This window comes from Actinoplanes sp. NPDC026670 (assembly GCF_040638175.1).
Classification (GTDB): domain Bacteria; phylum Actinomycetota; class Actinomycetes; order Mycobacteriales; family Micromonosporaceae; genus Actinoplanes.
Genome location: NZ_JBEZXU010000106.1, coordinates 1 through 23,429 on the forward strand (window position 1 = coordinate 1; position 23,429 = coordinate 23,429).

Consider the following 23,429-nt stretch of genomic DNA (forward strand, 5'->3'; position numbering starts at 1 on the left):
AGATCTTGCATGAGTCACTCGTAGATCACCGGTGCCGAACCCTACCGATACCAACCCCTCCCGGAACCGGCCCACCTATAGAAGCGTCGCTGCCAGGGAGGAGAACCGTGCAAGATCTACAAGGCTGACCGCGGGCGGATTCTTCACGAATGCGACATTCCAGGCATCGGGCCGGCGTCTCAGCCGCCCCGACGATGATGCGGGGGCGGCGTCGTCACGGCCCGGTGCATCGGCGGGCCGGCGCCGGATCCCAGGATTTCCGCAGGATCAGGCGGGCTGCTGGCGGCGGACCATCTCGGTGATCCAGATCGGGGCGTACGGGGAGGTGCAGTTCGGTGGGGTCGGGTAGTCCTTGAGGACTTCCAGCCGTTCGCCGATCTCGAGGGCCCGGGCCCGCTGCGCCGGATGGGAGATGCCGATCTGAGCCAGGCAGTGGTTCATCGCCCACTGGAGACGGTCGGGGGCGTCCTTCATCCGCGCGTCGATGACGTCGAGCAGGCCGTCCAGGTCGAGGCCGTCCGGTTTCCTGGCGACGCGTTCGACGGTCAGGGCCCAGCCGGCGCTCGCCACCACCGGGTCCGGGTCGGCGGTCCACGCGACGCGCAGCGCCTCGGCGTGCGGGCTCTTCTTGACCACGTAATTGACCAGCCAGTCCTGCACCTTCGGGGTACGTGACCCGCGCAGCATGGTGTCCAGCTCGTCGCGGTCGAAGGCGCGCGGGCGGCAGATCAGCAACGCCAGCAGACGGGCCGCGCTGTCGCCGGTCGCCCACAGGTCGCGGGCCAGGTCCTGCTGGGTCTTGAGGCGTTTCGCGACGGCCCGCAGCGCGCCCAGGTTGACCCCATGATCGTCGCCGTGCCGTTCGTTGATCGCGCGCGCCTTCGGATCGTCGAGGGCGGCCAACTCCGCCATCAGTCCGGTCACCGTCGTCTCGGCCACGCCCCGCCCCCGATCAGCCTTCGTCTGCGGTAGAAGTCTGCGGTAGAAGTCTGCAATTGAAGTCCCGACATCCAGTCTGCGGTAGAACGCTATCTCAAGCCCATGGAAGGTGACGCCGGTGAGCGAAGTGGCACTGCGGCTGGACGATCATGGCTGAGCCGATCAGATTCCCCGGAGCCTTCCTCGATGCGCTGATCCGATCCGGTCGTGGGCGGCGGGTGCGAGCCCGGTGCCAGACGTGCGACAGATACACCGAGCAGATGACCCTGTCGGCCGCAGATCTGGACTCCAGCCCGTTGATCCGCGGCTTGGTGCCGGGTCATCCGTCGGTGTGCCTGGCCTGCGGGGCGTTGCACGGTCAGGCCGAGCCGTTCGACGACTGACGGGTCAGGGCGGCCACCGTGGCCAGCATGCTCAGCAGGGCGGCCGCGAACCAGGTCATCACCGTGATCACCGGGGTGGTCACGGCGGCGATGCCGATGGCCAGGGCGGAGACGGCCAGGGCCAGGTAGGCGATCAGGAAGATCCCGGCGAGCGCCGCGCCTCGCTCCGCAGTGGTGGCGAGCGCGGCGACCGTACCGATGGAGGCTTTGAAAAGGACGCCGGCGCCCGCGGCGGCGAGCAGGCCGCCGAGCAGGAAGACCGTCAGGCTTGCCTGATGCATTCCGGTCACGAGAGTGACCGTGCCGACCGCCTGGGCGGTCAGGCCGAGCGTGGTCCGGCGTCGCGCGCTGAGCCCGGTGGTGAGGGTCTGCGCGGCCGCCGAGCCGCCGAAGACGACGAAGACGATCAGCCCGGCTACCGCGCGTGACTCGTGGTGCAGGGTGCCGGCGACGAATCCGGGCGCGACCGAGGTGAAGAAACCGAAGACGGAGAACGCGGCGAACGCGCCCGTCGCGGCGGCCAGATAGGCGGGGCCGCGACCGGTGGTCACCCGCTGCGGCCGGTACCGGTAGCCGGGATCCGGACGCACGGTCTCCGGCGCCGACGAGACCGCCGCGATGGCCGCCACCAGCAAGAAGACAAAGATGAGGTACGGCGTACGCAGTGGCGAATCCACGAAGGAGGCGATCACGCCGGCCACCAGGGTGCCGAGACCGAGGCCCCCGATGTTCGCCGCCGTCGACACGATCTCGAACCGGGCCGGCGAACCCCCGTTGAGTTCGAGCAGGTGCGCGGTGGCCGTGGCGGTGATCATCCCGACACCCAGCCCGGTGATCAACCGGGCCGCGAGCAGCACGGGCAGTGACGTCCCGGAGAGGAACAGCACCGCCGCGACGAGTTCCAGGCCGAGCGCCGGGATCAGGATCCGCCGCCGCCCGATCTGGTCGGACACGTGCCCGGCGAGCAGCAGACTGACCACCACCCCGACCGCGTAGGCCGCGAACACGACGGTGACGGTGAACGTCGGGTAGCCGTAGAGCGGGTAGAGCGGCGCCGGGACCGTCGAGAACGCCATCGCCACGGTGAACGCGAACGCGACCGGCCAGAACCCTGCGCTCCGGGTCGGGACCCGGGTTTCCAGAAGTGCCATGGGCCGACTGTGCGCCGCACCGAGCATCACCGCCAACGAAAGTTGACGACCGTACTGATCGCGATCGTTGATACTTCGATGCGTGGAACTCCGCCAGCTCGAATACTTCGTCGCGGTCGCCGAGGAGCAGCACTTCACCCGCGCGGCCGCCCGCCTGCACGTGGTCCAGTCCGCGGTGTCGGCCGCGATCAAGACGCTGGAACGGGAACTCGGCACCCCGCTGCTGGACCGCAACGCCAAACGGGTCCGGCTCACCGACGCCGGCCACGCGCTGCTCCCCCGGGCCCGGGTCGCCCTCGACGCGGCCCGCGACGCCCGGGACGCGGTGGCCGAGGTGCGCGGCGGCCTGCGCGGCACCCTGCGGATCGGCACGCTCACCTCGATCCGGGTGATCGACCTGCCGGCCCTGCTCGGCGAGTACCACAGACGGCATCCGGGGGTGCTGATCCAGACCGCGGTGTCCCCGATGGGCTCGCGCGGGCTGGTCGGCCTGCTCGCCGAGCACCGGCTCGACCTGGCGTTCGTGTCGGTGCCCGGGCCACGGCCGGCCGGGGTGCACCTGGTCGAGCTGACCAGTTCGGTGATGGACCTGGCGGTGCCGCCCGATCACCCGCTGGCCGGGCGGGCGTCGGTGCCGATCGAGGACCTGGCCGGGCTCGATTTCATCGACCTGCCCGCCGGCTACGGCAACCGGGACGTCGCCGACCGGGCGTTCACGGCGGCGAGCGTGCGGCGGCACGTGACGATTGAGATCACCGACATCGGAACGAGCGCGGATTACGTACGAAATGGTCTCGGTGTTGCTCTTCTGCCGCGTTTTCTGCTCGCCGGCGGAAAGGGACTCGTGACGATTCCGGTGACCGGCGCCGATCTGCGGTGGCCGTTGTCGCTGGCGGTTCCGGCGGATCGCCCGCCGGGTGCCGCCGCGCGTGCGCTGATCGCCCTGACCGCGGATTTCCTGCCGATGCCATAGAGTGGGCCGCCATGAAGGTCTGGATTCTCGCGGTGGCAACGGTCGTCACTATCGGCGGAGGTGCCCTGGTGGTTGCCGGTCTGGACAGTGACGGCCCGGCCCAGGCGACCGCGGCGCCGGTCGTCGCGGCCGCGGTCCTGCCCGCGAAACCCGCGACCCCCACGCCCTCCGCCGCGGCGCCGGCCGCCTCGTCCGCGGCGCTCGACCGGGCCACCCGGGTGAAAAACCTCAACGCGGCATTGAAAGCGGTCAAGGGCGATTTCGCGGTCGCGGTCCTCGATCGCAAAACCGGTCAGCGGTACGTGTATCGCGGCTCGGTCAAATACGACACCGCGAGCATCGTGAAGGTGCAGATCCTCACCTGCATGCTGCTCAAGGCTCAGGACGCCGGCCGTGCGCCGACCGCCGCCGAGATGAAACTGGCCCGGCCGATGATCCGGCTCAGCGACAACAACGCGACCACGTCGCTGTACCAGCGGATCGGTGGCCGGACCGCGGTCACCAAGTGCAACAAGCGCCTCGGTCTCACCCAGACCGTCGTCAACAGCCGGTGGGGCCTGACCCGGACCACCGCCGCCGACCAGGTCGTCCTGCTCTCCGAACTGGTCGACGCCAAGGGGCCGCTGTCGACGAGCTCCCGCAAGACGGCGTTCACCCTGATGAACACGGTGTCCACGGCGCAGGACTGGGGTGTCCCGGTCCTGACCCGCAAGGGCGAGATCTTCACGGTCAAGAACGGATGGGACACGCGTACGGCCGACGGCGGCCTGTGGGCGGTCAACACCATCGGCCGGATCACCGCGAAGAACGGTTCCGTCGACGTGTCGGTGGCCGTCCTGACCCGCCGCAACAAGAACATGAGCGCCGGCGTCACCCTGGTCGAGAAGGTCGCCAAGCTGACCCGCAAGCATCTGGGCTACTGACCGACGCGCCAGGCGGTGTGTACCGGTCGGGGTCGAGGGGTTGCCGATGGTGACCGAACTGCGCGAGGCTGATCGTGTGGGAGAACCGGGTGCCCGGGCCGCGCTCGGGTTCGTGCGTGCCGTTGCCGTCCTCGCCTCCGACGCCGAGGTGCAGGTGGCCTGGCTGAGCCGGGTGTGCGCGGTCGTCGACGAGCTGGTGCTGGAGTTCGACCAGGGCCATCGGTTGCTGGCCACGTTCGTGGAACGCGACTGGATCGACTCCGGGGCGCTGCCGGCACTGGCCGAACTCGACAGGCAACTGGCCGACATGGGCGGCGACCACCAGCGTGCGCTGTGGACCGCGGAGGCGCTGGCCACCCGTCCGGAGTGGGACCGGGTGCGCATCCTGGCCCGGGCGGCGCTGATTCTGTTGCCCTGATGCGACGGCCGGGTCTTGCGGCGTACGGCCCTGGGCTCGATCGTGGTGACGAACGTCGCTATCGTGTGCGGCGCCCGCTGGTTCGATCTTGGGGAATGCCGATGTCGTTGCGTCGCTGGACCCGTCTGCTGGGACGCTGGGCGCTCACCGTGCTGGCCGCGGTCACCTGGTTCGGCGCCGTGTGCGGGCTGGGGCTGATCTTCATGACCGGCGCCGACGCGCTCAGCGACACCACACCGGGCCGGATGTGGGTGGTGTGGCTTCTCCTGGTCGCCGCGTGTTTCCTGAGCCTACTGGCCGACCGGACCCGCCCGGCCGGAGTGCTGGCCCGGCACGCCGAATCGGCCGGCTGGGAACGCACCGACTCTCTCCAACAACGTGCAGGCCGGCGGAAGTGGCCGTGGGCCGAACCGGCTGGTGGCGGCACGATCCGGGTGCGCCAGGCGTGGTCGTTCACCGCCGGCGGGTTCCCGGTCACCGCCGGCGAGGTGCGCTGGACCGGCCGGGGGTTCGGCGGCGCCACCGACGACACCGACGGCCGGGGCGTGGTCGTGGTGGTGCACCTGCCCGTACCCGTGCCGTCGATGGCCTATCACGTGCCGTTCGAGCGGGTCGGTGACTCGCCGCTGCTCGACCGGGCCGAACTGCGCAAGGCGTTCCTGACCCGGCGGATCCCACCGTGGACGGTCCGCGAGCAGTGCCTGTTCACCGTCGAGCCGGCGTACGAGGGGGTCACCCCGGCCCTGATCGGCTCGGCGGTCCGGCGGGCCCTGCTGGTCGCCAAGCTGCTGGAGCTCAACGCCGAGGTCCGGTCCAACGGCCGGGCCGGCGTGGCGGCCTGAACTTGCGCGCGGCGGGCCGCTTCCTGGGCGGTGTCGTCCTGACGGTGCTCGCCACCCTGGCGGTCGGGTACGTGATGTCGTACGCCGATCTGGGGTTGCGGACGCTCTTCTACGGCTATCCGGGACAGACGTGGGGTGGGCTGCTGCTCCTCATCGCCACCCCGTTCTTGATCAAACTGGTCAACCGGACCGGCGCGGTCCTGGCGATGGACCGGCACCTCGAGGAGTCCGGCTGGGAGCCGGTCGACCCGGTGGGCCGCGAGTGGCCGTGGACCGACCTGCGGCTGCGCGGCACGATCCGGGTGTTGCGGGCGTGGTCGTTCGAGTCTGGCGGTTTCCCGATCACCGCGGGTGAGATCAGGTGGACCGGGAACGCCCTGGCCGGCGCGGTCGGCCCGGAACGCGGCAAGGGCGTCTTCGTGGTCGTGCATCTGCCGGTCGAGGTGCCGTCGATGGCGATGCGCAACAAGTTCGACCGGGTCGGCGACTCACCACTGCTGAACAGCTCCGCGCTGCGGCTCGCTCTCCTGAACAGCGACATCCCGCCGTGGACGGCCCGGGGCCGCACACTGTTCACGATCGAGGTGCCGTCGTCGTGGATCCGCCCGGCGGTGGTCGACGAGTCCGTACGCCGGGCCCTGCACGTCGTTGATCTGCTTGGTCTGACCCCGGAGCAGGTTTCCTGAATTTCCTCGGATCCGTCGCCACCCGGCCGATCCGCCAAGCCATGACGACGCCGCGCCAGCCGCCGCCCCGCCGTGTCTGGCGGGTGGCCCTGCTCGCCGTGACCGGCGCCGCCATCGCCGGGGCCGCCGCGGTGTACGTCGATCGACGGCTCCGGGCAGCTCCACCCGATCAGCCCTCGAGCCCGCCGCCGCCCGACAAGCCCGCCGAACAGCCGGCGCGGAGACCCGAGCGGCGGCTCTGGATCGTTGCCGGGACGGCCGTGCTGGTGGCAGCCGCGATCACCGTCACCGTGGTGACCCGTTCGCCCGGCGACACCTCGGTGCCCGTGGTCGCGACCCCGACCCCGACCGCGACGACGGCGATGCGCCTGGTCGACTGCCAGTTCGCCATCGCCGCGGCGACGGGCCAGAACGTGCGGACGACATGCGGCTACCCGGCCGGGAACCCGGAAGCGTCGTTCCGCGAGCAGTCAGCGGACCGGAGCGACCCCCGGTTCTTCGGGGCGGCGCTGCCGGACGCCCTGGCCACCGACAGCGCTGCCTGCGTGGTCGACACGCCGGCGCCGAAGGAGGTGGACATCGTGTATCCGACCCTGTCCGCCTCCTTCGTCCAGGTGCCCGGCCTGCGGCGGATCGAGCCGACCTTTCAGCTCACGGAGGCCAACACGCCCGTCTCCCTCACCATCGAACGCGCCGGCTCGCCCATCGGCCCGGGACAGCAGGCGGAGCTGAGCCTCCGCCTGATCCAGCCGCTGGAGCAGGGCAAGACCTACATGTGGCGGGTCAAGGGCACACCGCAGGACGTGGCCGCTGGTGACTGGTCGCCGTGGTGCCTGTTCACCGTCGCCGAGGAGACCCGGGACGACCTGGGCCTGGCGGACGAGGAGGACTACCAGGTCACCATCCCGGTCGCCGGCTGGCGAACGGTCCTGCGGGCACAGCGGCCGGACGAGGCTCATCTCGATCCGATCGCCGACGCAGCCGGCAAGAAGTCCGGATCGGCCGCGGTCAGCCTGACCGGTGCGGAGTGGACCTCGGTGATCACCCGGCTGGCGAGTCAGGCCTCGCTGAACGATGAGCCGGAATACTGGGAGATGGTCGACACCCTCTCGTCGGCGCTGGGCGGTCACCCGCACCCGACGATGGGACTCCCCCGGGACACACCGTGATCACCAGCCGCTCAGGGTCAGCGGCACGCCGGCCCGCCAGGCCGTGACACACGCCGCCGAATACGGATAGGTCGAGGCGGGCAGCTCATCCCACCGGAACCACTCGATCCGCGCGCACTTGTGCGGCTCGGCGTTGACCGGGACACCGTGCCGCGCCGGATCGTGCCGGGCCTGGAAGGTCAACCCGACCCGGGCGTGACCGGACGGCGTGCGGTGATGGACCGTGGTGACCAGCCGTGGCTCGTCGGCGGACAGCCGCAAGCCGACCTCCTCGGCCGCCTCCCGGCGCAGGGCGGTCAGCGCGTCCTCCCCGTGCTCCAGCTTGCCGGACGGAAGATTCCATTGACCGTCGGCATAACCGGTGCCGGAGCGCAGCGCCAGCAGGACATGGTCACCGTCGGTGAGCAGGAGCAGCACGTCGACCGGATGCGTCGGAGCCGCCCGGACGGTCGGGATGCGGTGCGTCGGCATGCCCGGATTCCATCACGGGGGTACGACAGAAACCCCGCCACCGTGGCGTTGACGGGACCCGTTCATCCTATCGAGACTCTTCACCATGGGATGCCGGTCGCACACCACCGGGACGGTGAGCTGACCGTGCCCGTGACCCCGTTGCTGGCCGGCGACCCGGAGCGGCTCGGGGAGCACGTGCTCGCCGGGCGGCTCGGGTCCGGCGGGATGGGCACCGTCTACCTGGGCCGGTCGCCGGACGGGCGGCGGGTCGCGATCAAGGTGGTCCGGCCGGAGCAGGCCGCCGATCCGAGGTTCCTGGCCCGGTTCCGCAGTGAGGTGCGCCGGGCCCGGCAGGTGCCGCCGTTCTGCACGGCGGCGGTGCTGCACGACGATCTGGAGCACGATCCGCCGTACCTGGTCGTCGAATACGTCGACGGGCCGAGCCTGGCCGAGGTGGTCCGGGAGAACGGCCCGCTGCCACCCTCCGAGGCGTACGCGGTGGCCGTCGGCGTGGCCACCGCGCTGGTCGCCATCCACGGGGCGGGCGTCGTGCACCGCGACCTGAAACCGGCGAACGTGCTGCTCGCGGTCGGCCTGCCGAAGGTGATCGACTTCGGGATCGCCCGTGGCACCGATCTGAGCGCCGAGCTGACCGGCCCGGATCACGTGGTCGGCACGATCGGCTATCTGGCGCCGGAGTGCCTGGACACCGACCGTCGTGGCCGGGTCGGCCCGCCCGCGGACGTGTTCGCGTGGGGTGTGCTGGTCGGGTTCGCGGCCACCGGCCGTACCCCGTTCGGCGGTGAGTCCCCGCTGGCGACGATCGGCCGGATCCTCACCCAGCCACCCGACCTGGACGGTGTTCCGGAGCCGCTGCGCCGGCTGGCCGCGGCCGCCCTGGAGAAGGACCCGGCCCGGCGCCCGACCGCGAACGGGCTGCTCGACGCCCTGCTGTCGGCGGGTCGCCCGGACATGGCCCCGGAACTGCGCAAGGTGGCCCTGGCCGCGCAGGCCGGGAACCGCCGGACCCGCCGCTGGCTGGGCCGGGCCGCGGCCGTGCTGGTGGCGGGTCTGCTGGTGGCCGCCGGTGTCGCGCTGGCCCGTTCGTCGGACGAGGTGGTCCGGCAGGATCGCGCTCTGGTGCAGCGGGATCTGCTGGACCGGTCGGCGAAGGCCCTGGACACCGATCCGGGTCTGGCGTTGCGGCTGGCGGTGAGCGCGGAGACGGTCAGCCCGTCGGATCGGGGCCGGGCCGCGATCGACGCCGCCCTGGCCACCGGCTACGAGGGTGAGCTGAACCCGGACGAGGCCGCGTACACCACCGAGTTCCGGCCGGACGGGACGATGGTGGCCGCCGCCGGAGCCGGTGACGTGGGACTGTGGTCGGTGCAGGGCGCCCGTTTCATCAGGGTGGGCGCGCTGGCCACGGCCGGTCAGGAGACCACGGATCTGTCGTTCAGCCCGGACGGGCGGACGATCGCCACCGCCGGGGCCCGGCTTCAGCTGTGGGACACCGCCGGGGCGTATCCGGTGGCCGAGCTGACCGGGCAGGCGTGGGACGGGGTGCAGTTCAGCGGCGACCGGCTGCTCACCGTGGCCGACCGGATCGAGCTGTGGGACGTCCGGGACCGGGCGCGCCCGAAATCGGTGTGGAGCGCCCCGGCCGGCACCGCGACCCGGGGCGGCGCGCGGCTCAGCGCGGACGGCCGGCTGCTCGCCGGGGTGGCCGAGGGTGAGCTGCTCACGGTGTGGGCGGCGGACGGCACACCACGGCGGATCTCGGTGATCACCGACGCCGACGCGGTGATCAACCTGGCGTTCAGCCCGGACGGACGGCGGCTCGCGGCGGCGACGGTCAGCGACGGGGTGCGCCTCTACGATCTGGCCGACCCGGCCCGGCCCCGGCTGCTGTCGACGTTCGCGGCCGACGGTGGGACGCCGACGACGGTGGCGTTCGACAGGTCCGGGACGCTGCTGGCGGTCGGCAGTGAGGAGCGGACCGTCGGACTGTGGAGCGTCGCCGAGCCGGCCAGTCCGCAGCCGCTGCGTACGCTGCGCCGCGACGGCGGCTGGATCTCCTCGATCGACTTCAGCCCGGACGGCCACCGGCTGCTGACCGCGGGCTGGCAGGGTGCGGCCCGCGCGGCGGCGGTGTGGCGGGTGGCCCCGTTCGCCCCGGTCCAGCGGTCCCGGATCGACGCCGACCCGGACCCGATCCGGCTGGTCGGCGTCTCCAGCGCGGACGTGCTGGCGGTGGCGGCGCTCGGTGGCGGGCGGATCGAGTTCTGGGATCTGCGTGACCCGTCCCGGCCGGTGGCGGCCCGGCCGGGGTTCCGGGCGTCGTCCGGGGCGTCCCGGGTCCGCCCGTCGGCCGGGCTGCTCTACGCCAGCGGCTCGGTCTACGACCTGTCCGGAAACGATCCCCGGCGGATGCTGGACGGCGTGGTCGACGCCGACCCGGATCGTGGCCTGGCGGCGGTGCTGCGTGACGGCGAGCGGGTGCTGATCTACAAGGTGGCGGCCGGCGCCGAGCCGATACCGCTCGCCGAGATCCCCGCCGCGTACGTGGCCGCGGTCGTGTTCGACCAGGTCACCGGCCGGCTGGTGATCGCCGACGACAACGGCGGCGCGGAGTCGGCGCTGACCGTCTGGGACCTGGCGGATCCGGTCGCCCCACGGCGCGCCGCGACCCTGGCCGCCCAGGGTGGTGTGCAGGCGCTCGAGGCCCGCGCCGGCACGGTGGTCACCGTCGACCGCAACGTGGTCACCTGGACCGCCGGAACGGTCCGCTCGGCGCCCCGGCCGGGCAACCGGGTGGCCGGGGTCGGCGCGGTCACGCTGTCCGCCGACGGCGCCCTGCTGGCGATCACCGGCCGGTCCGGCACCGAGTTGTGGAGCCTGCCTCCCGGCGCCGACCCGCTGCTGGTGGCGGTGCTGCCGGGCCGGCCGACGTCGGCCGCGTTCAGCCCGCGCGGGCCGCTGCTGACGGTCGGTGACCCGGGCGGCACGACGGTCTGGGACGTGAGCGCCCTGCAGATGACGCTGCGCGATCCGCACGCCGAGGCCTGCCTGCGCCAGGGCGGCCTCACCGAGGGCGAATGGGCCGGTCACGTGCCCACGCTGCGTTACGAACCGGCCTGCTCCTGAACCGATCCGGCCAGACTAACGTAGTGTTGACGATCTATCACTATGCGTGGAAAATTCCGGACAAGGAGTGCCGGAAGATTCGTCCATTTGAGACACTGCCGGACATGCCAGCGACGGATCTTGTGGTCGTCGACATCGCCGCATGGTGGGTCACCGCGGTGTTCGAGTCCGAGGGTTTCGACCGGCCCGTCCTCTTCGACGGGCGGGCCCGCGCACCCAGCGGGGTCTTCCAGGGATCCGGCGTCTACACCGCCGGTGTCGCCGCCCTCACCACCGGTCTCGCGAACCCCGAGGCGTATCGACCAGATCCGATGACACTGCTCCGGCACGGCGGTCCACCGGCAGCCGTCGCCGCGGTCCTCGCCCACGTCACCGAACGCACCGGACGACCGGCCGCCCTCACCGTCGTCACCGCCCACGAATGGGACCGGCCGGCCCGCGCCCGCCTCGAACAGGCCGCCGCCACCGCCGGGCTCCCCCGCCCCCGCATCGTCTCCACCGCCGCCGCCGCGGCTGCCGCGCCGGCCGGATCCGGGCCGGTGCTGGTGTGCATGGCCGGTTCCGCCTGGCCGGAGATCACCGTGCTGGACGGTCAACGGCAACTGGCCGCCACCGCCGTACGCGCGCCCGGCGCACCGGCGATCGACGAGGCCCTGCTGCGGGTGGCGGCGGCCCGTGGCGGCGCCGAGGCCGACCCCGACGACTGGCGGCTGACCCGGGAGATCGAACGCGCCCGGGCCACCCTGGGCCTGCAACGCCGGGCCGCGATGCTGCTGCCCGAACCGCATCAGGCGGTCGTCCTGACCCGCGACGACCTGGCCGCGGCCAAGGCCGTCCACCTGGACCGCCTGCCGGACACGGTCAAGCTGCTGCTCGCCGACGCCGGTGTCGACCGGGTCGGCACGGTCGTCCAGGTCGGCGAGGACGCCCAGGTCAGCACCGCCCTGTCCGACCTGGGCCTGGCCCCTGCACAGATCGTCCGCGACCCGCACGCGCTGTTGCGCGGCATCGCCCGTACCCGGCCGCCGGCGAGACGCCCCTGGTGGCGCCGCTGAACCCCTACTGGAAGACGATCGTGTGGTTGCCGTGCCGGATGACCCGGTCCTCGGCGTGCCACAGCACCGCCCGGGACAGCACCGCGCGCTCCACGTCGGCGCCCCGGCGGCGCAGCTCGGCGACGGTGTGCGCGTGGTTCACCCGGACCACGTCCTGCTCGATGATCGGGCCCTCGTCCAGGTCCTCGGTCACGTAGTGGGCGGTCGCCCCGACCAGCTTCACCCCGCGGTGCTGGGCCTTCGCGTACGGGTCGGCGCCGATGAACGCCGGCAGGAAACTGTGGTGGATGTTGATGATCGGCACGCCGACCTTCGTGATGAAGTCACCCGACAGGATCTGCATGTAACGGGCCAGCACGATGAAGTCGACGTTGCCGGTCAGCAGCTGAAGGTGCTGCGCCTCGGCGGCCGACTTGTCCGGTCCCTGCGACGGCACGTGGAAGAACGGGATCCCGAACGAGCGCACCTCGTCGGCGGTGTGCGCGTGGTTCGAGATGACCATGCTGATGTTGATCGGCAGCTCACCCCGCCGGTTACGCCACAGCAGGTCGAGCAGGCAGTGATCGGCCTTGGAGGCGAAGATCGCCACCCGCTTCGGGACCGACAGGTCCCGCACCGTGTACTCCAGCTCGAACCCGTTCGCCAGCTCCTGCCGCAGGTCCTCCTCGATCGCCGGGAGCGCCGCCTTGAGGTCCGGCCGCCCGAACACGGTCCGCTGGAAGAACGCGCCACCCTGCGGATTGTCCGAGTACTGGTCGAGCGACACGATGTTCGCCCCGTGCCGCCCGAGCACCGCGCTGAGGGCCGCCACGATCCCGGTCCGGTCGCGCCCGTGCACGATGAGCACCGCCTGGTCACCGGGGCTCGGCGGCGTCTCGTGCGAGGCGGGGGCGTGCTGGGTCAGGGTCACGTCGAGGCGTCCTTCCACAATTCGTCTACCGGCCACCGAAGTCTAGAAACCTAACCCGCCCGCCCACCGCCAGGTCACCCCGCGAGGCAAGCATCACCCCAAGATCAAACCCCCGCTCCGGTACGCCCACCCGCCCCACGCCGAACAGCCCCGTCCCCTGGCTACCCCGCGACGCAGGCGGCCCGTCCGGCCTTCACAGCGGCCGCCGGGCATATGCGTCCGTTCCCAAGACCGCCAGCCGTCGCCCATCACGGTTATCGCACGCACATTCCCGCCGTGAGCGACGGCCGACGGTCCCAGCCGCGAACCGAACGGCCCCAGCCGTCGCCCACAACGGTTACCGCACGCACATTCCCGCGGTGAGCGACGGCCGACGGTCTCGGCGGCGAGCCTCACGGCCCCAGCCGTCGCCTACGGCGGTTATCGCACGCGCATTCCCGCGGTGAGCGACGGCTGGCGGTCTCGGCGGCGAGCCGGACGGCCCTGGCCGTCGCTCACCACGGGAAAGCAGGTGGGATAACCGTTGTGGGCGACGGCTGGGGGTCTTTGGGCGGTGATCGGCGGCTTCAGCCCGGCGGGCGCGTTGCGGTCGGGGCCCCGGGCCTGCGTCGCGGTGTGCTTCGGGACCGGGTGGATCGGCGGGGAGGGGTGGCCGTACCCGCTAAGGGGTGATGTAGGTGTTTGCCTTTTTTACTACGTCTTGGATCGCCTGGCGGGGGTCGGCGCCGAGGCTCGCGATCGCCACCAGGGCGGTGAAGACGACGTCGGCCAGTTCGCCCACCACGTCGTCCTTCGTGTGGGTGACGCCCTTGCGGGGGTTCTGGCCGAGCATGCCGATCCAGGCCTGGGTGACCTCGCCCGCCTCCTCGTTGATCTTCATGATCCGGCAGGCGATCTCCAGGGGGTCGTTGCCGTTCTGGTCGTCGAGGAACTGCTGCCAGCGGCGGGCGGCGTCCCAGATCATGTCGTCCATGTGCGTCCTCGTAGAGTGGCCTGATGTCACGGTTCGGGGCTTCCACTGCCTCGCCTCGGGCGCCCATCGTGCCCGAGGCGCTTCCGGAGGTTCTCTTCGACCTCGAGTCGGAGGATCTGCACGAGAAGGTGATGTTCGCCGACGCCGATCTGTCCGGGGTGTTCGCGCAGTCGGTCGAGTTCGGTCAGGTCCGTTTCCGATCAGCGCGGCTGGCCGGGGCGACGCTGCCGAAGGTGCGGCTCACCGACTGTGTGGTGGAGCGTTCCGACTGGTCGAACCTGCGCGCCGAGAACGCGACGATGGAACGGGTCGCGCTGACCGGCTGCCGGATGACCGGGCTGGCCTGGAACGGCGGGCTGCTCCGCGACGTGACGATCACCGACAGCAAGATCGACCTGACGAACTGGCGGATGGCCCGCTTCGACGCGGTGGCGCTGACCGGCTGCAACCTCACCGGCGCCGACTTCGCCAACGCGGATCTGCGCGGGGCCCGGTTCACCGACTGTGACCTGACCGGGGCCCAGTTCAGCGGGGCCACCATGCAGGGCGCCCGGTTCGAGCGTTGCGAGCTGGCCGGGATCGGCGGCATCACCAGCTGGACCGGCGCGATCGTGCACCCCGACGATCTGATCGGCCTGTCCTATGTGCTGGCCGGGGCGCTGGGCATCGTCGTCAGAAGCTGAAGCGGACCTCGATCTTGGGAGTTCGGCGGGCCAGGTGTTCCGCTCGAGTTTCGCCATTTGGGGAATCGATTGCGTCGGTCGCGACGGCCTTATAGACGCCGCCGACGGTGACAGTGCACCGGGTGTCCGTCGGGATGGACCGCGGTAAGGAACATCGACGAACCTTGCCCTCCGCGACCTGGGGCCTGTTCGTCGCGGTCGCCGGTGCCCGGCCCGGCATGGTCTCCGGCGCGCGACGACCAGCGCACACAATGCGGCAACGTGCGACTTCACCCTCGTCGGAGCGATGACGGGCGCACACGGACGGCACAACGTGTGCGCCTGTCCCCGTCGGAGCGAAGCAGGCGCACACGATCGGCGAACGTGTGCGCTGGCCGTCGCTGCGGCCCGGCGAACGTGCGCGCTGGCCGTCGCTCCGGCCCGGCGAACGTGCGCGCTGACCACCGCTGCGGCCCGGCGAACGTGTGCGCCGGCCATCGCTGCGGCCGACGGACTCGCTCTCGGCGGCCCGCTCCCGGCATCGCCCTCTGGACGGCCACCCAAAGTCATCAGACCTCACGGTGATCTTGCAGAGTTCGCTGAGGATGACGCTGACCAGGGCGAACGCAAGATTCACTTCGGCTGCGGCCCTGACCCGCAATGTCGCTTCACAAGTGGCGACCTCGAGGGTGCCGGAAGTCCGCAAGATCGCGGGAGAAGGGGTGTCAGGCCAGGCCGGCTTCGCGGGCCAGGATCGCGGCCTGGACCCGGGAGGTGCAGCCGAGTTTGGCCAGGACCCGGGAGACGTGGGTCTTCGCGGTGGCCTCGGTGATCGACAGGTCGGCGGCCAGGTCGGCGTTGGAGAGGCCGCGGCCCAGACCGGCGAGCACGTCGCGTTCCCGGCTGGTCAGCTCGTTCAGGGACGAGGGCGCCCGGGCCGGGCGTGGTGTCGCGGTGACGAACGCGGTGAGCAGCCGGCGGGTCACCTCCGGCGCGAGGAAACCGTCCCCGGCGGCGACCCGCCGGACCGCCTCGACCAGGGCGGCCGGCTCGACCGACTTGAGCAGGAACCCGGCCGCGCCGGCCCGCAGCGCGCCGAACAGGTAGTCGTCGAGGTCGAACGTGGTCAGGATCAGCACGTCGGCCAGCCCGGCCGCGGTGATCTGCCGGGTGGCCTGGATGCCGTCGGTGCCGGGCATCCGGATGTCCATCAGCACGACGTCCGGCCGTAGCGCGCTCGCCTGCCGGATCGCGACCGCGCCGTCGGCGGCCTCCCCGACCACCTCGATGTCGTCGGCCTGTTCCAGCATGAGCCGCATGCCGGCCCGGATCGCGGCATGATCATCAGCAACCAGCACCCGAATCATGCGGCCCGCCCTTCAAAATCGACGCCGAACCCACCGCGGATCATGCGGCGGCCAAGGGCAGGGAGGCCTGGACGCGCCAGCGGTCGCCGGACGGGCCGGCGGTCAGTGAGCCGCCGAGCAGGGCCGCCCGCTCGCGGATGGACCACAGGCCGGTGCCCGCACTCAGCGCCTGATGGTCGAGACCGGCCCTGGTCAGCGTGTTGGTGACGGTGACCGTGACCCGGCCGCCGTCGCGTCGCACGTCCAGGTCGACCTCGCAGCCGGGGGCGTGTTTGCCGGCGTTGGTCAGCGACTCCCGGACGATGCCGTAGACGGTGTGCGCCACCACCACCGGGACGTCCGGCACGTCGCCGGTCCGCACGTCGACCCGCAGCCCACCGGCGGTCGCGGCGGCCACCAGGTCGGGCAGCCGGTCCAGGCCGCCGGGCAGCACCGCGTCCCGGCCGGTGGCGGAGGCGTCCGCACGCAACAGCAGGATCATCGATCGCATCTCCTCCAGGGCGGCGAGGCTACTGGTCCGGACCGCTTGCAGGGCGGCGCGGTCCCGGCCGGTCTCCGGGGGCATGGCCAGCGCCGCCCCGGAGTGCATGGCCGTGGTGGCGAGGTGTGCGGCGATCACGTCGTGCAGGTCGCGGGCCATCGCGGCGCGTTCGGCGACGACCGCCTCGCCGGCGATGCGTTCCGCGTCGAGGGCGCCGATCTGCTGCTGCTGGCGGATGTTGGCGGCCCACCACAGCGGCACGAACAGCACCGACGTCAGTTGCAGGAACAGGAAGACCACGAACCGCATCCCACCGGCGGCCAGTCCGCCGACCACGCTGACCGTGCCGACCAGCACGAACACGGCGGTGGTCACGGCGGCCCGGGCCCGGGGCGACGCGAACCGGCCCACCGAGAACAGCAGATCGAAGATCACCAGGATGAAGGCGATGCTGCCGCCGAGGACCAGGTCGACCGCGAACGCGCAGGTCCCGGCGCCGAGCGCGAGCATCGGGTGGCGGCGAGCGGCGAGCATCGCGAGGCATCCGGCGGCCAGCGGGGCCAGGTGCCAGCTCTCCGGGGCGTCGGCGTGCGGGATGTCCCAGACGTCGGTCAGGCCGACGACGTCGAGCAGCACCCCGGCGGCGAACGTGCTGAGGGCCGGGACGTAGTCCTTCCGCAGCAGCTCCCGCACGTTCACGACGCCCATCCCATCACGGCCGGCCACGTGCGGCGTCCATCCAAAGATGTACGCGGCGGCGCATCCTTCGGCGGACGCGCCGGGCGCCGGAGCCCCGACATCATGACAACCATGGATGCCACTCTGCTGGCCTCGCTGGCCGTCCTCGCACTGATCGACTCGACGAGCTTCGGGACCCTGCTCATCCCGATCTGGCTGCTGCTGCATCCGGGCCCGGTGCGTTCCGGTCGCATTCTGATCTTTCTGGGTACGGTCGCCGCCTTCTACTTCGCACTCGGCCTGATCGTCACCCTCAGCGCCGGCGCCCTGCTCCCGCAGATCAGCGCCGTGCTCGCGACCCGCCCGGTGCAGTGGGCGCAGCTGGTGCTCGGGGTGGCGCTGTTCTTCTGGAGTTTCGTGATGGGCCGCAACCGGAAGCCGGCCGGGCAGGGGCGCATGCACAGGTGGCGGGAGCGGGCCCTCAACGACGAGGGTGGCGCGCTGCCGCTGGCCGGGCTGGCGCTGACCGCGGCCGCCGTGGAGGTGGGGTCGATGCTGCCGTACATCGCCGCGATCGGCCTGATCACCACGGCGGCGCTGCCGTCGGCCACGGTGGCCCTGACGCTCGCCGGATACTGCCTGGTGATGATCACGCCGGCGTTGGTGCTGCTGGCCGGGCGGCTGCTCGCCGGGAAACGCCTCGACCCGCTGCTGACCCGGGTCGCCAACTGGATGTCCAACAGCGAGACGATCGCCTGGATCGTCGGGATCGTCGGCTTCCTCCTGGCTCGGGACGCCGCCGCCAAACTGATGCTCATCGGCCGCTGAAATTGTAGCGAAGTAATCACTCAAAGACGTCGACCGTCCATTTTGTAAATGGCGATCATGACCGTTAGCATGATCGCGTCATCACGGCTCCCGGACGCGGGAAACCGTTGCCGCACTGCCTTCGCATGCAGGCGTGAAGGTGCGGTTTCCCACGCGTTTCCGGAGGTCATCGTGGCCTGGTTCGTCGGCCAGTCGCTCGTCTTCATCCTGCTCGCATTCGCTCTCGGTGTCATTGCCGGACGCCTTTCCCGGTGGCCCGCGAAAAAGGCGGAACCGGCGCCGGTAATCGCCGACGAATTGGAGCGCATCGAGGGCATCGGACCGGCCATGGCGAATGCGCTGCGGGCCGCCGGGATCCGCACCTTCGAACAGCTCGCCACCTCCGATGACGACACCAAGCGGAACGCGGTCCGGGCGGCCGGGCTCAGCTTCGCACCGAGCCTGAGCACCTGGAGCCGCCAGGCACGTCTGCTCGCCGACGGTGACGAGGCCGCGTTCGCGGAACTGACCGCCCGCCTGATCGCGGGCCGCGACACGACCCGGCCGACCGCCACAGCCCCGTCGATCGCCACAGCCCCGTCGGCCGCGACGCCACAGCGGGCCGCCATTCCCCCGGCCGGCAAACCGCGACCGAGGCCGAGGCCGCGCCCGTCCGACACCGCTGCCCCGTCCGACACCGCTGCCCCGGCGGGCGCCGCGACCTCGGCCGGCGCCGGGACCACGGCCGGCGCCCCGGCTACGGCTGGCGCCCCGGCCACGGCGGGTGCTGACGAGACGGCTGGCACCCGATGAGCCGGGCCGTCAGCCGCTGGATCGCCGGCCTGGTCGTCCTGCTCGGACTCGCCGCGATCGTCACCGCCCAGCTCGGGCCCAACCGCCACCGCATCGAGGACGACCTCACCCGGCGGGCGACCGCCGCCCTGGCCGCCGCCGGGCAGACCGGCACACAGGTCTCGTTCACCGGACAGGACGGGGTGATCACCGCCTCGGAGGCCGACGCCGCGCAGGCCCGGACGATCGTCGAGGCGGTCTCCGGGGTGCGCGCGGTCGACACCCGGGTGATCCCGGCCCGGGTGCTTCCACCGGCGAAAGCACCCGAGCAGGTCGTCGCCGCGGCCGAGGACGTGAAGGCCACACTCGAGCTCTACCTGGTTCGGGAGCAGCTTTCCGTCGTACCCCCGCTGCGGTTTGGAACTGGCGGTGACGAACTGACCGCCGCGTCGCGCGCCGCCCTGCGCAAGGCCGCGGCCCTGCTCGCGGATCATCCGGACGCCCGGATCCGGATCGACGGGCACACCGACGCGCGGGGTTCGAAGGAGACGAACCTGCGGCTCAGCCGGGATCGGGCGGATGCCGTCCGGGCCGCGTTGCGGGAGTTCGGGGTGGCGGCCGGCCGGATGACCGTGACCGGCTACGGCGAGGCCCGCCCGGCGGCGCCGAACGACACCGCCGAGCACCGGGCCACCAACCGCCGTGTCGAGCTGACAGTCTTCAGGACGTGATGTTCGCTGCCGTCCGCGACGCCAGCGCCATGATGGTGATCATCGGGTTGGTGCCGGACGGTGTCGGGAACGCCGACGCGTCACCGATCCACACGCCGGGCGTGTCGTGCAGTTCCCCACGCGGATCGGCGACGCTCGTGGCCGGGTCGGAACCCATCCGGCAGCTGCCCATCTGGTGCGCCGAGAACAGCGTCATGCCCCCGGCCTGCAACGGCACCCGTTTGACCTGGGCGAGGTAGGCGTCCAGGTCCTCGCCCTCGGTCCACGGCCCGAGCCCGCGCCCGAACACCTGGATCCGCCGCGCCCCACCGGCCCGGTGCAGGTGGATCTGCGCCTCCAGCGCCCGGTGGGTGTTGCGGACGTCGCGTTCGTCGGTGAGGTCGTACCAGGCGACGGTGTTCCCGGCCGGGTCGAGGGTGATCCGGCCGTGCCCGTGATCACGGATCAGCCCGATGTACGACCCGTTGTTGCGGTACCCGGCCATCGCCTCCTTGTGCTCGGCGGGCGAGGTGAACGGCACCGACGACGCGCCGAGCCCGGTCGCGTACTGGACGCTCTCCATCAGGAACCCGTACCCGTCGTCGACCTCGGCGAACTCGTTGACCAGCCCGGCCTGCGGCGGCCCCCACCAGCCGCGCATGTCCTGGCCGTAGTCACCCATGGTGACCGTGCACGGGTGCAGTCGCAGGTACCGCCCGACGGCCGGACCGCCGATCCCGGAGCGCAGCAGCACACCCGGCGATTCCAGGGCGCCGGCCGCGACGACGACGATCGGCGCACGCACCGTGACGGTCGCGCCGGAAGCGCCGGTCCGCCCGACGACCCCGGCGGCACGCCCGCCCTCGACGAGGATCCGCTCGACCCGGCAGTCGTCGATCAGCTGGGCGCCGTGGTCGAGGACAGCCGGTTCCAGGTAGACCTTGAGCGTCGACTGTTTCGCCCCGGACGGGTCACCGAACCCAAGGTGCCCGGCGACCACCGGGTCGTGCCGTTTCTCGTCCCAGTTGCGGAAGATCGTGGCGAACGACCAGCCGAGCTTCTCCGCTCCCCGCGACATCGCCTCGTGGATCCGGTTGAACTCGGAACACCTGTCGTTGACCGACAGTTCCCGCCACACCGCGTCCAGGTGCCTGTCGAAATCCGGGGTCGCCACGTCGGTGAGGCCGTGCTCGGTGGCCCACTGCCGCCGTACCCCATCCCTGGTCTTCAGGCAGTTGGTCCAGTTGATCACGGTGCCGCCGCCGACACCGGCGCCGGCCACCAGGTTGATGTTGCCGTCGGCGGTCGGCGCCGGGCCGCCGCGCCAGTAGGACGCCTGGTAGGCGGCGAGTTCCAGCTGATGGAAGTCGGCCTCGGTGCGGTGCCGGCCGGCTTCCAGGACGACCACGCGCAAGCCGGCGGCGGCGAGCCGCCCGGCGATCAATCCGCCTCCGGCGCCGGATCCGATCACCACGGCGTCCGCGGTCAGGTCCTGGTCTCCGTCGATTTTCAAAGCCGATATCGTACGGCCACCCGGCGCTGTGGCCGGCGCGGCGCCCGGATAGCCGAGCCGGTCCCAGTTCGGGTTCCGTCCGTCCGGGCCGGCCAGGCCGTACGTCATCAGCAGGATCATGCTGACCAGCGGCCCGGTCTCCGGGATCGCCGCCAGCATCTGCTCGCGGGCGGCCTGCGGGGCGGTGGTGAAACCGTTGGCGGCAAGCGCGTCGAAAAGGGCGGCGAGACCCTGCCGGTGTTCGGCCGGAATTCCGGCGATCAGGGCGAGGACTCCCTGGTCGGCGCCGGTGTCGGTGGCTTTCCGGGCCCAGAACCCGTCGTGGTCGTCGGGGTGTGGGATCGAGGGAACCACGGTGTCGCAGAGCAGTCGCAGGACGTTGATCTGTTCCGGAGTGAGCACGTGTCGGTCCTCCTGCTTCGGTGGCGAAGTGCCCACAATGTAAATCGAGAATCACACTTTGCGGTACGGTCCGCCCTGCTGATCATGCACGTGCGACGATGAGGGCGTGGATCTCTCGGTCTCGGTCTCCGATGGTGTGGCGCTGCTCGAGATGCGGCGGCCGCCGGCCAACCACTTCGACGAGACGCTGATCGGCCAGGTCGTCGAGGCGGCGACGGGTCTCGATGACGACCCGGCCTGCCGGGTGATCGTGCTGGCGTCCGAGGGCCGGCACTTCTGCGCCGGGGCGGACTTCGGCGGTGGCGAGTTCGCCCGCGATCACGTGGCCGCGGCGGAGCGCCTCTACCGGCGGGCGGCGGAGCTGTTCGACGTGCGGACCCCGATGATCGCCGCCGTGCAGGGCACCGCTGTCGGTGGCGGACTGGGGCTGGCCTGCGCCGCCGACTTCCGGGTCGCCGAGCCGTCCACCCGTTTCGTGGCAAACTTCGCCCGCCTCGGCTTCCACCAGGGTTTCGGCACCAGTGTGACGCTGCCGGAGATCGTCGGGCGGCAGGCAGCGGCCGACATGCTGCTGACCGGCCGCCGGATCACCGGCGAGGAGGCGCTGCGGATCGGCCTGGCCGACCGCCTGGCCACCCCGGGTTCGCTGCGCGAGACGGCGTTCGCGCTGGCCGGCGAGATCGCGGCGTCGGCCCCGCTCGCGGTCCGCTCGATCCGGGCGACGCTGCGGGCCGGTCTGGCGTCCCGGGTGCGCGAGGCCCTGGCCCACGAACTCGCCGAGCAGAAGATCCACTGGGCCACCGAGGACAGTGCCGAGGGCATCGCCGCAAGCCTGGCCCGCCGCCCGCCCGTCTTCCGGGGCGTATAGCCCCGCCCGCCGCCCTTCCGCGGCGTATAGCCCCGCCCGCCGGCCTTCCGCGGCGTATAGCCCCGCCCGCCGCCGTCCCACCCACCGATCGCCTGGGACGCATAGCCCTGGCCGCCGCCCATTCGCCGCCGCCGCACCGCATCGCCGCCGCCGCATCGCATCGCCGCCGCCGCATCGCATCGCCGCCGCCGCATCGCATCGCGGTGGCCGCGCTGACGCGCGGCCGAGACCGCCAGCCGTCGCTCACCGCGGTTTTCCGCCCTCGGAAACCTGCCTGAGCGACGGCTGACCCGGTCCGCCCCGGTCAGCCGTCGCTCAGCGCGGGAATCAGGGTGCCGAAACAGCGCTGAGCGACGGCTGGCGGTCGGTGAACTCTCGCTTACGAAACAAAGATGCAATGGGTGCAAGAACTTGCAAATGCATCGACACTCACTAAGCTGTCGGAGCCCCCTCCACAGAGGAGGCTCCGACTGGTTGATGCTGCTCAGCCGGACCATCGTCATTTCGGGAGAGCTATGCGCTCTGTCAGCAAGTTCTTGCTCACCCTGCTCGTCGGGCTAGCCGGCGTTCTGGCGGTCGCCGGACCCGCCTCGGCCTCCCCGCCCCCGCCCACCGACCTGGGCGGGCTCGACCTGGGCGCCTACTGCCGGTCGATCGGGTACTCCGACGCCACCCTGACCGGGTCGACGGCGTACGACTGGCACTGTGTCAACGGCAGCGGGCAGCAGGGTGACCTCGCCTTCGACGCGGCGTGCCGGTGGACGTACTCCTCCGACTACGCCGTCGACCGGATCGGCGACTTCTACGACCCGACGTCGGTGCGCTGCTGGCTGGTGCAGCCGGACGTGGTCACCCCGGTCTTCGCCGACTACTGCACGGGCAAGGGCTACAGCGACGCCGCCCTGCTGGGCACAACCGTCTACGACTGGCACTGCGTCCAGTACAGCCGGGCCGGCCCGACCTACTACGACATCGACATCGCCGCGGCGTGCAACACCCTCACCCACGGCTACGCCAAGCTGGACCGTTTCGTGAACTTCTACGACGCATCCACCTGGCAGTGCCGGGTCTGACCTGGTGATCGCGGGGTGTCGCGCCGGCGTATCGGAATTCGCATACGCCGGCGC

Annotated in this window: 23 protein-coding genes; 15 read left to right on the top strand and 8 right to left on the bottom strand. The window is 71.5% G+C overall.

Features of this window, described 5'->3' with window-relative positions; translation table 11 throughout:
* Nucleotides 1–267: 267 nt before the first annotated feature.
* Entirely contained in the window at nucleotides 268–939 is a 672-nt protein-coding gene (locus tag AB0E94_RS49790; RefSeq protein WP_360342921.1) for a DNA alkylation repair protein, read from the bottom strand.
* A gap of 260 nt (nucleotides 940–1,199) precedes the next feature.
* Here AB0E94_RS49790 and AB0E94_RS49795 point away from each other — a divergent pair, with 260 nt between their 5' ends.
* Nucleotides 1,200–1,322 (top strand): hypothetical protein, encoded by a 123-nt coding sequence (locus AB0E94_RS49795; protein ID WP_360342924.1) that lies wholly within the window; start codon nucleotides 1,200–1,202, stop codon nucleotides 1,320–1,322.
* On the opposite strand, the gene AB0E94_RS49800 is transcribed toward AB0E94_RS49795, so the two are convergent.
* Nucleotides 1,298–2,473: an MFS transporter gene (locus AB0E94_RS49800; protein ID WP_360342927.1), complete on the bottom strand. Its 1,176-nt coding sequence runs from the start codon at nucleotides 2,471–2,473 to the stop codon at nucleotides 1,298–1,300. The two genes, AB0E94_RS49795 and AB0E94_RS49800, sit on opposite strands and share 25 nt — an antisense overlap.
* Nucleotides 2,474–2,555: 82 nt before the next feature.
* Between AB0E94_RS49800 and AB0E94_RS49805 the strand changes: the two genes are divergently transcribed.
* From AB0E94_RS49805 to AB0E94_RS49830, 6 genes are all read left to right on the top strand, one after another.
* Nucleotides 2,556–3,446, top strand: coding sequence for a LysR family transcriptional regulator (locus tag AB0E94_RS49805; RefSeq protein ID WP_360342930.1), 891 nt, complete (start codon nucleotides 2,556–2,558; stop codon nucleotides 3,444–3,446).
* Nucleotides 3,447–3,457: 11 nt separating this feature from the next.
* Nucleotides 3,458–4,369, top strand: a complete 912-nt coding sequence (locus AB0E94_RS49810) for a serine hydrolase (protein WP_360342933.1) — start codon at nucleotides 3,458–3,460, stop codon at nucleotides 4,367–4,369.
* A gap of 76 nt (nucleotides 4,370–4,445) precedes the next feature.
* Nucleotides 4,446–4,787, top strand: a complete 342-nt coding sequence (locus tag AB0E94_RS49815; RefSeq protein WP_360342936.1) for a hypothetical protein — start codon at nucleotides 4,446–4,448, stop codon at nucleotides 4,785–4,787.
* A 101-nt stretch (nucleotides 4,788–4,888) separates the two neighbouring features.
* Nucleotides 4,889–5,629, top strand: coding sequence for a hypothetical protein (locus AB0E94_RS49820; protein WP_360342939.1), 741 nt, complete (start codon nucleotides 4,889–4,891; stop codon nucleotides 5,627–5,629).
* Nucleotides 5,630–5,631: 2 nt separating this feature from the next.
* Nucleotides 5,632–6,315 carry a hypothetical protein gene (locus AB0E94_RS49825; protein WP_360342942.1) on the top strand — a complete coding sequence of 228 codons (684 nt, stop codon included), beginning with the start codon at nucleotides 5,632–5,634 and terminating at the stop codon, nucleotides 6,313–6,315.
* A gap of 41 nt (nucleotides 6,316–6,356) precedes the next feature.
* Entirely contained in the window at nucleotides 6,357–7,484 is a 1,128-nt protein-coding gene (locus tag AB0E94_RS49830; RefSeq protein ID WP_360342945.1) for a hypothetical protein, read from the top strand.
* Here AB0E94_RS49830 and AB0E94_RS49835 read toward each other — a convergent pair whose 3' ends face one another.
* Entirely contained in the window at nucleotides 7,485–7,955 is a 471-nt protein-coding gene (locus AB0E94_RS49835) for an NUDIX domain-containing protein (protein ID WP_360342948.1), read from the bottom strand.
* A gap of 90 nt (nucleotides 7,956–8,045) precedes the next feature.
* On the opposite strand from AB0E94_RS49835, the gene AB0E94_RS49840 reads away from it, so the two are divergent.
* Nucleotides 8,046–11,084 (top strand): serine/threonine-protein kinase, encoded by a 3,039-nt coding sequence (locus AB0E94_RS49840; RefSeq protein WP_360342951.1) that lies wholly within the window; start codon nucleotides 8,046–8,048, stop codon nucleotides 11,082–11,084.
* A 104-nt stretch (nucleotides 11,085–11,188) separates the two neighbouring features.
* Nucleotides 11,189–12,139, top strand: coding sequence for a hypothetical protein (locus AB0E94_RS49845; RefSeq protein WP_360342954.1), 951 nt, complete (start codon nucleotides 11,189–11,191; stop codon nucleotides 12,137–12,139).
* Between the two features lie 4 nt (nucleotides 12,140–12,143).
* Here AB0E94_RS49845 and purU read toward each other — a convergent pair whose 3' ends face one another.
* Nucleotides 12,144–13,049 carry a formyltetrahydrofolate deformylase gene (gene purU, locus AB0E94_RS49850; protein WP_360342957.1) on the bottom strand — a complete coding sequence of 302 codons (906 nt, stop codon included), beginning with the start codon at nucleotides 13,047–13,049 and terminating at the stop codon, nucleotides 12,144–12,146.
* A 661-nt stretch (nucleotides 13,050–13,710) separates the two neighbouring features.
* The gene (locus AB0E94_RS49855) at nucleotides 13,711–14,022 is read right to left on the bottom strand and encodes a MazG-like family protein (RefSeq protein ID WP_360342960.1); all 312 of its coding nucleotides are present in this window, start codon (nucleotides 14,020–14,022) and stop codon (nucleotides 13,711–13,713) included.
* 23 nt (nucleotides 14,023–14,045) lie between these two features.
* Between AB0E94_RS49855 and AB0E94_RS49860 the strand changes: the two genes are divergently transcribed.
* Nucleotides 14,046–14,705: a pentapeptide repeat-containing protein gene (locus AB0E94_RS49860; RefSeq protein WP_360342963.1), complete on the top strand. Its 660-nt coding sequence runs from the start codon at nucleotides 14,046–14,048 to the stop codon at nucleotides 14,703–14,705.
* 704 nt (nucleotides 14,706–15,409) lie between these two features.
* On the opposite strand, the gene AB0E94_RS49865 is transcribed toward AB0E94_RS49860, so the two are convergent.
* Both AB0E94_RS49865 and AB0E94_RS49870 read right to left on the bottom strand, forming a co-directional pair.
* The gene (locus AB0E94_RS49865) at nucleotides 15,410–16,051 is read right to left on the bottom strand and encodes a response regulator transcription factor (protein ID WP_360342965.1); all 642 of its coding nucleotides are present in this window, start codon (nucleotides 16,049–16,051) and stop codon (nucleotides 15,410–15,412) included.
* Between the two features lie 40 nt (nucleotides 16,052–16,091).
* Complete coding sequence (locus AB0E94_RS49870; protein WP_360342968.1) at nucleotides 16,092–17,258, bottom strand: histidine kinase; 1,167 nt, start codon at nucleotides 17,256–17,258, stop codon at nucleotides 16,092–16,094.
* Between the two features lie 84 nt (nucleotides 17,259–17,342).
* Here AB0E94_RS49870 and AB0E94_RS49875 point away from each other — a divergent pair, with 84 nt between their 5' ends.
* From AB0E94_RS49875 to AB0E94_RS49885, 3 genes are all read left to right on the top strand, one after another.
* Nucleotides 17,343–18,038 carry a GAP family protein gene (locus AB0E94_RS49875; protein ID WP_360342971.1) on the top strand — a complete coding sequence of 232 codons (696 nt, stop codon included), beginning with the start codon at nucleotides 17,343–17,345 and terminating at the stop codon, nucleotides 18,036–18,038.
* Between the two features lie 171 nt (nucleotides 18,039–18,209).
* Entirely contained in the window at nucleotides 18,210–18,830 is a 621-nt protein-coding gene (locus AB0E94_RS49880; RefSeq protein WP_360342974.1) for a helix-hairpin-helix domain-containing protein, read from the top strand.
* On the top strand, nucleotides 18,827–19,540 hold the full coding sequence (locus AB0E94_RS49885) for an OmpA family protein (RefSeq protein WP_360342977.1): 714 nt from the start codon (nucleotides 18,827–18,829) through the stop codon (nucleotides 19,538–19,540). Before AB0E94_RS49880 ends, AB0E94_RS49885 begins: the two co-directional genes overlap by 4 nt.
* Here the strand turns inward: AB0E94_RS49885 and AB0E94_RS49890 are convergent.
* Nucleotides 19,530–21,434 carry a GMC family oxidoreductase gene (locus AB0E94_RS49890; RefSeq protein WP_360342980.1) on the bottom strand — a complete coding sequence of 635 codons (1,905 nt, stop codon included), beginning with the start codon at nucleotides 21,432–21,434 and terminating at the stop codon, nucleotides 19,530–19,532. The two genes, AB0E94_RS49885 and AB0E94_RS49890, sit on opposite strands and share 11 nt — an antisense overlap.
* A gap of 106 nt (nucleotides 21,435–21,540) precedes the next feature.
* Between AB0E94_RS49890 and AB0E94_RS49895 the strand changes: the two genes are divergently transcribed.
* Both AB0E94_RS49895 and AB0E94_RS49900 read left to right on the top strand, forming a co-directional pair.
* Nucleotides 21,541–22,302, top strand: coding sequence for an enoyl-CoA hydratase/isomerase family protein (locus tag AB0E94_RS49895; protein ID WP_360342983.1), 762 nt, complete (start codon nucleotides 21,541–21,543; stop codon nucleotides 22,300–22,302).
* A gap of 515 nt (nucleotides 22,303–22,817) precedes the next feature.
* Entirely contained in the window at nucleotides 22,818–23,375 is a 558-nt protein-coding gene (locus AB0E94_RS49900) for a hypothetical protein (RefSeq protein WP_360342986.1), read from the top strand.
* The last annotated feature ends 54 nt before the right edge of the window (nucleotides 23,376–23,429 follow it).

What these genes read in the sequence shown, in the direction of transcription:
- AB0E94_RS49860 (WP_360342963.1), top strand. Translation starts at nt 14,046, where the DNA reads ATGTCACGGTTCGGGGCTTCCACTGCCTCGCCTCGGGCGCCCATCGTG.
- AB0E94_RS49855 (WP_360342960.1), bottom strand. Translation starts at nt 14,022, where the DNA reads ATGGACGACATGATCTGGGACGCCGCCCGCCGCTGGCAGCAGTTCCTC.
- AB0E94_RS49840 (WP_360342951.1), top strand. Translation starts at nt 8,046, where the DNA reads ATGCCGGTCGCACACCACCGGGACGGTGAGCTGACCGTGCCCGTGACC.
- AB0E94_RS49865 (WP_360342965.1), bottom strand. Translation starts at nt 16,051, where the DNA reads ATGATTCGGGTGCTGGTTGCTGATGATCATGCCGCGATCCGGGCCGGC.
- AB0E94_RS49835 (WP_360342948.1), bottom strand. Translation starts at nt 7,955, where the DNA reads ATGCCGACGCACCGCATCCCGACCGTCCGGGCGGCTCCGACGCATCCG.
- AB0E94_RS49795 (WP_360342924.1), top strand. Translation starts at nt 1,200, where the DNA reads ATGACCCTGTCGGCCGCAGATCTGGACTCCAGCCCGTTGATCCGCGGC.
- AB0E94_RS49885 (WP_360342977.1), top strand. Translation starts at nt 18,827, where the DNA reads ATGAGCCGGGCCGTCAGCCGCTGGATCGCCGGCCTGGTCGTCCTGCTC.
- AB0E94_RS49875 (WP_360342971.1), top strand. Translation starts at nt 17,343, where the DNA reads ATGGATGCCACTCTGCTGGCCTCGCTGGCCGTCCTCGCACTGATCGAC.
- AB0E94_RS49900 (WP_360342986.1), top strand. Translation starts at nt 22,818, where the DNA reads ATGCGCTCTGTCAGCAAGTTCTTGCTCACCCTGCTCGTCGGGCTAGCC.
- AB0E94_RS49830 (WP_360342945.1), top strand. Translation starts at nt 6,357, where the DNA reads ATGACGACGCCGCGCCAGCCGCCGCCCCGCCGTGTCTGGCGGGTGGCC.
- AB0E94_RS49800 (WP_360342927.1), bottom strand. Translation starts at nt 2,473, where the DNA reads ATGGCACTTCTGGAAACCCGGGTCCCGACCCGGAGCGCAGGGTTCTGG.
- AB0E94_RS49845 (WP_360342954.1), top strand. Translation starts at nt 11,189, where the DNA reads ATGCCAGCGACGGATCTTGTGGTCGTCGACATCGCCGCATGGTGGGTC.
- AB0E94_RS49820 (WP_360342939.1), top strand. Translation starts at nt 4,889, where the DNA reads ATGTCGTTGCGTCGCTGGACCCGTCTGCTGGGACGCTGGGCGCTCACC.
- AB0E94_RS49810 (WP_360342933.1), top strand. Translation starts at nt 3,458, where the DNA reads ATGAAGGTCTGGATTCTCGCGGTGGCAACGGTCGTCACTATCGGCGGA.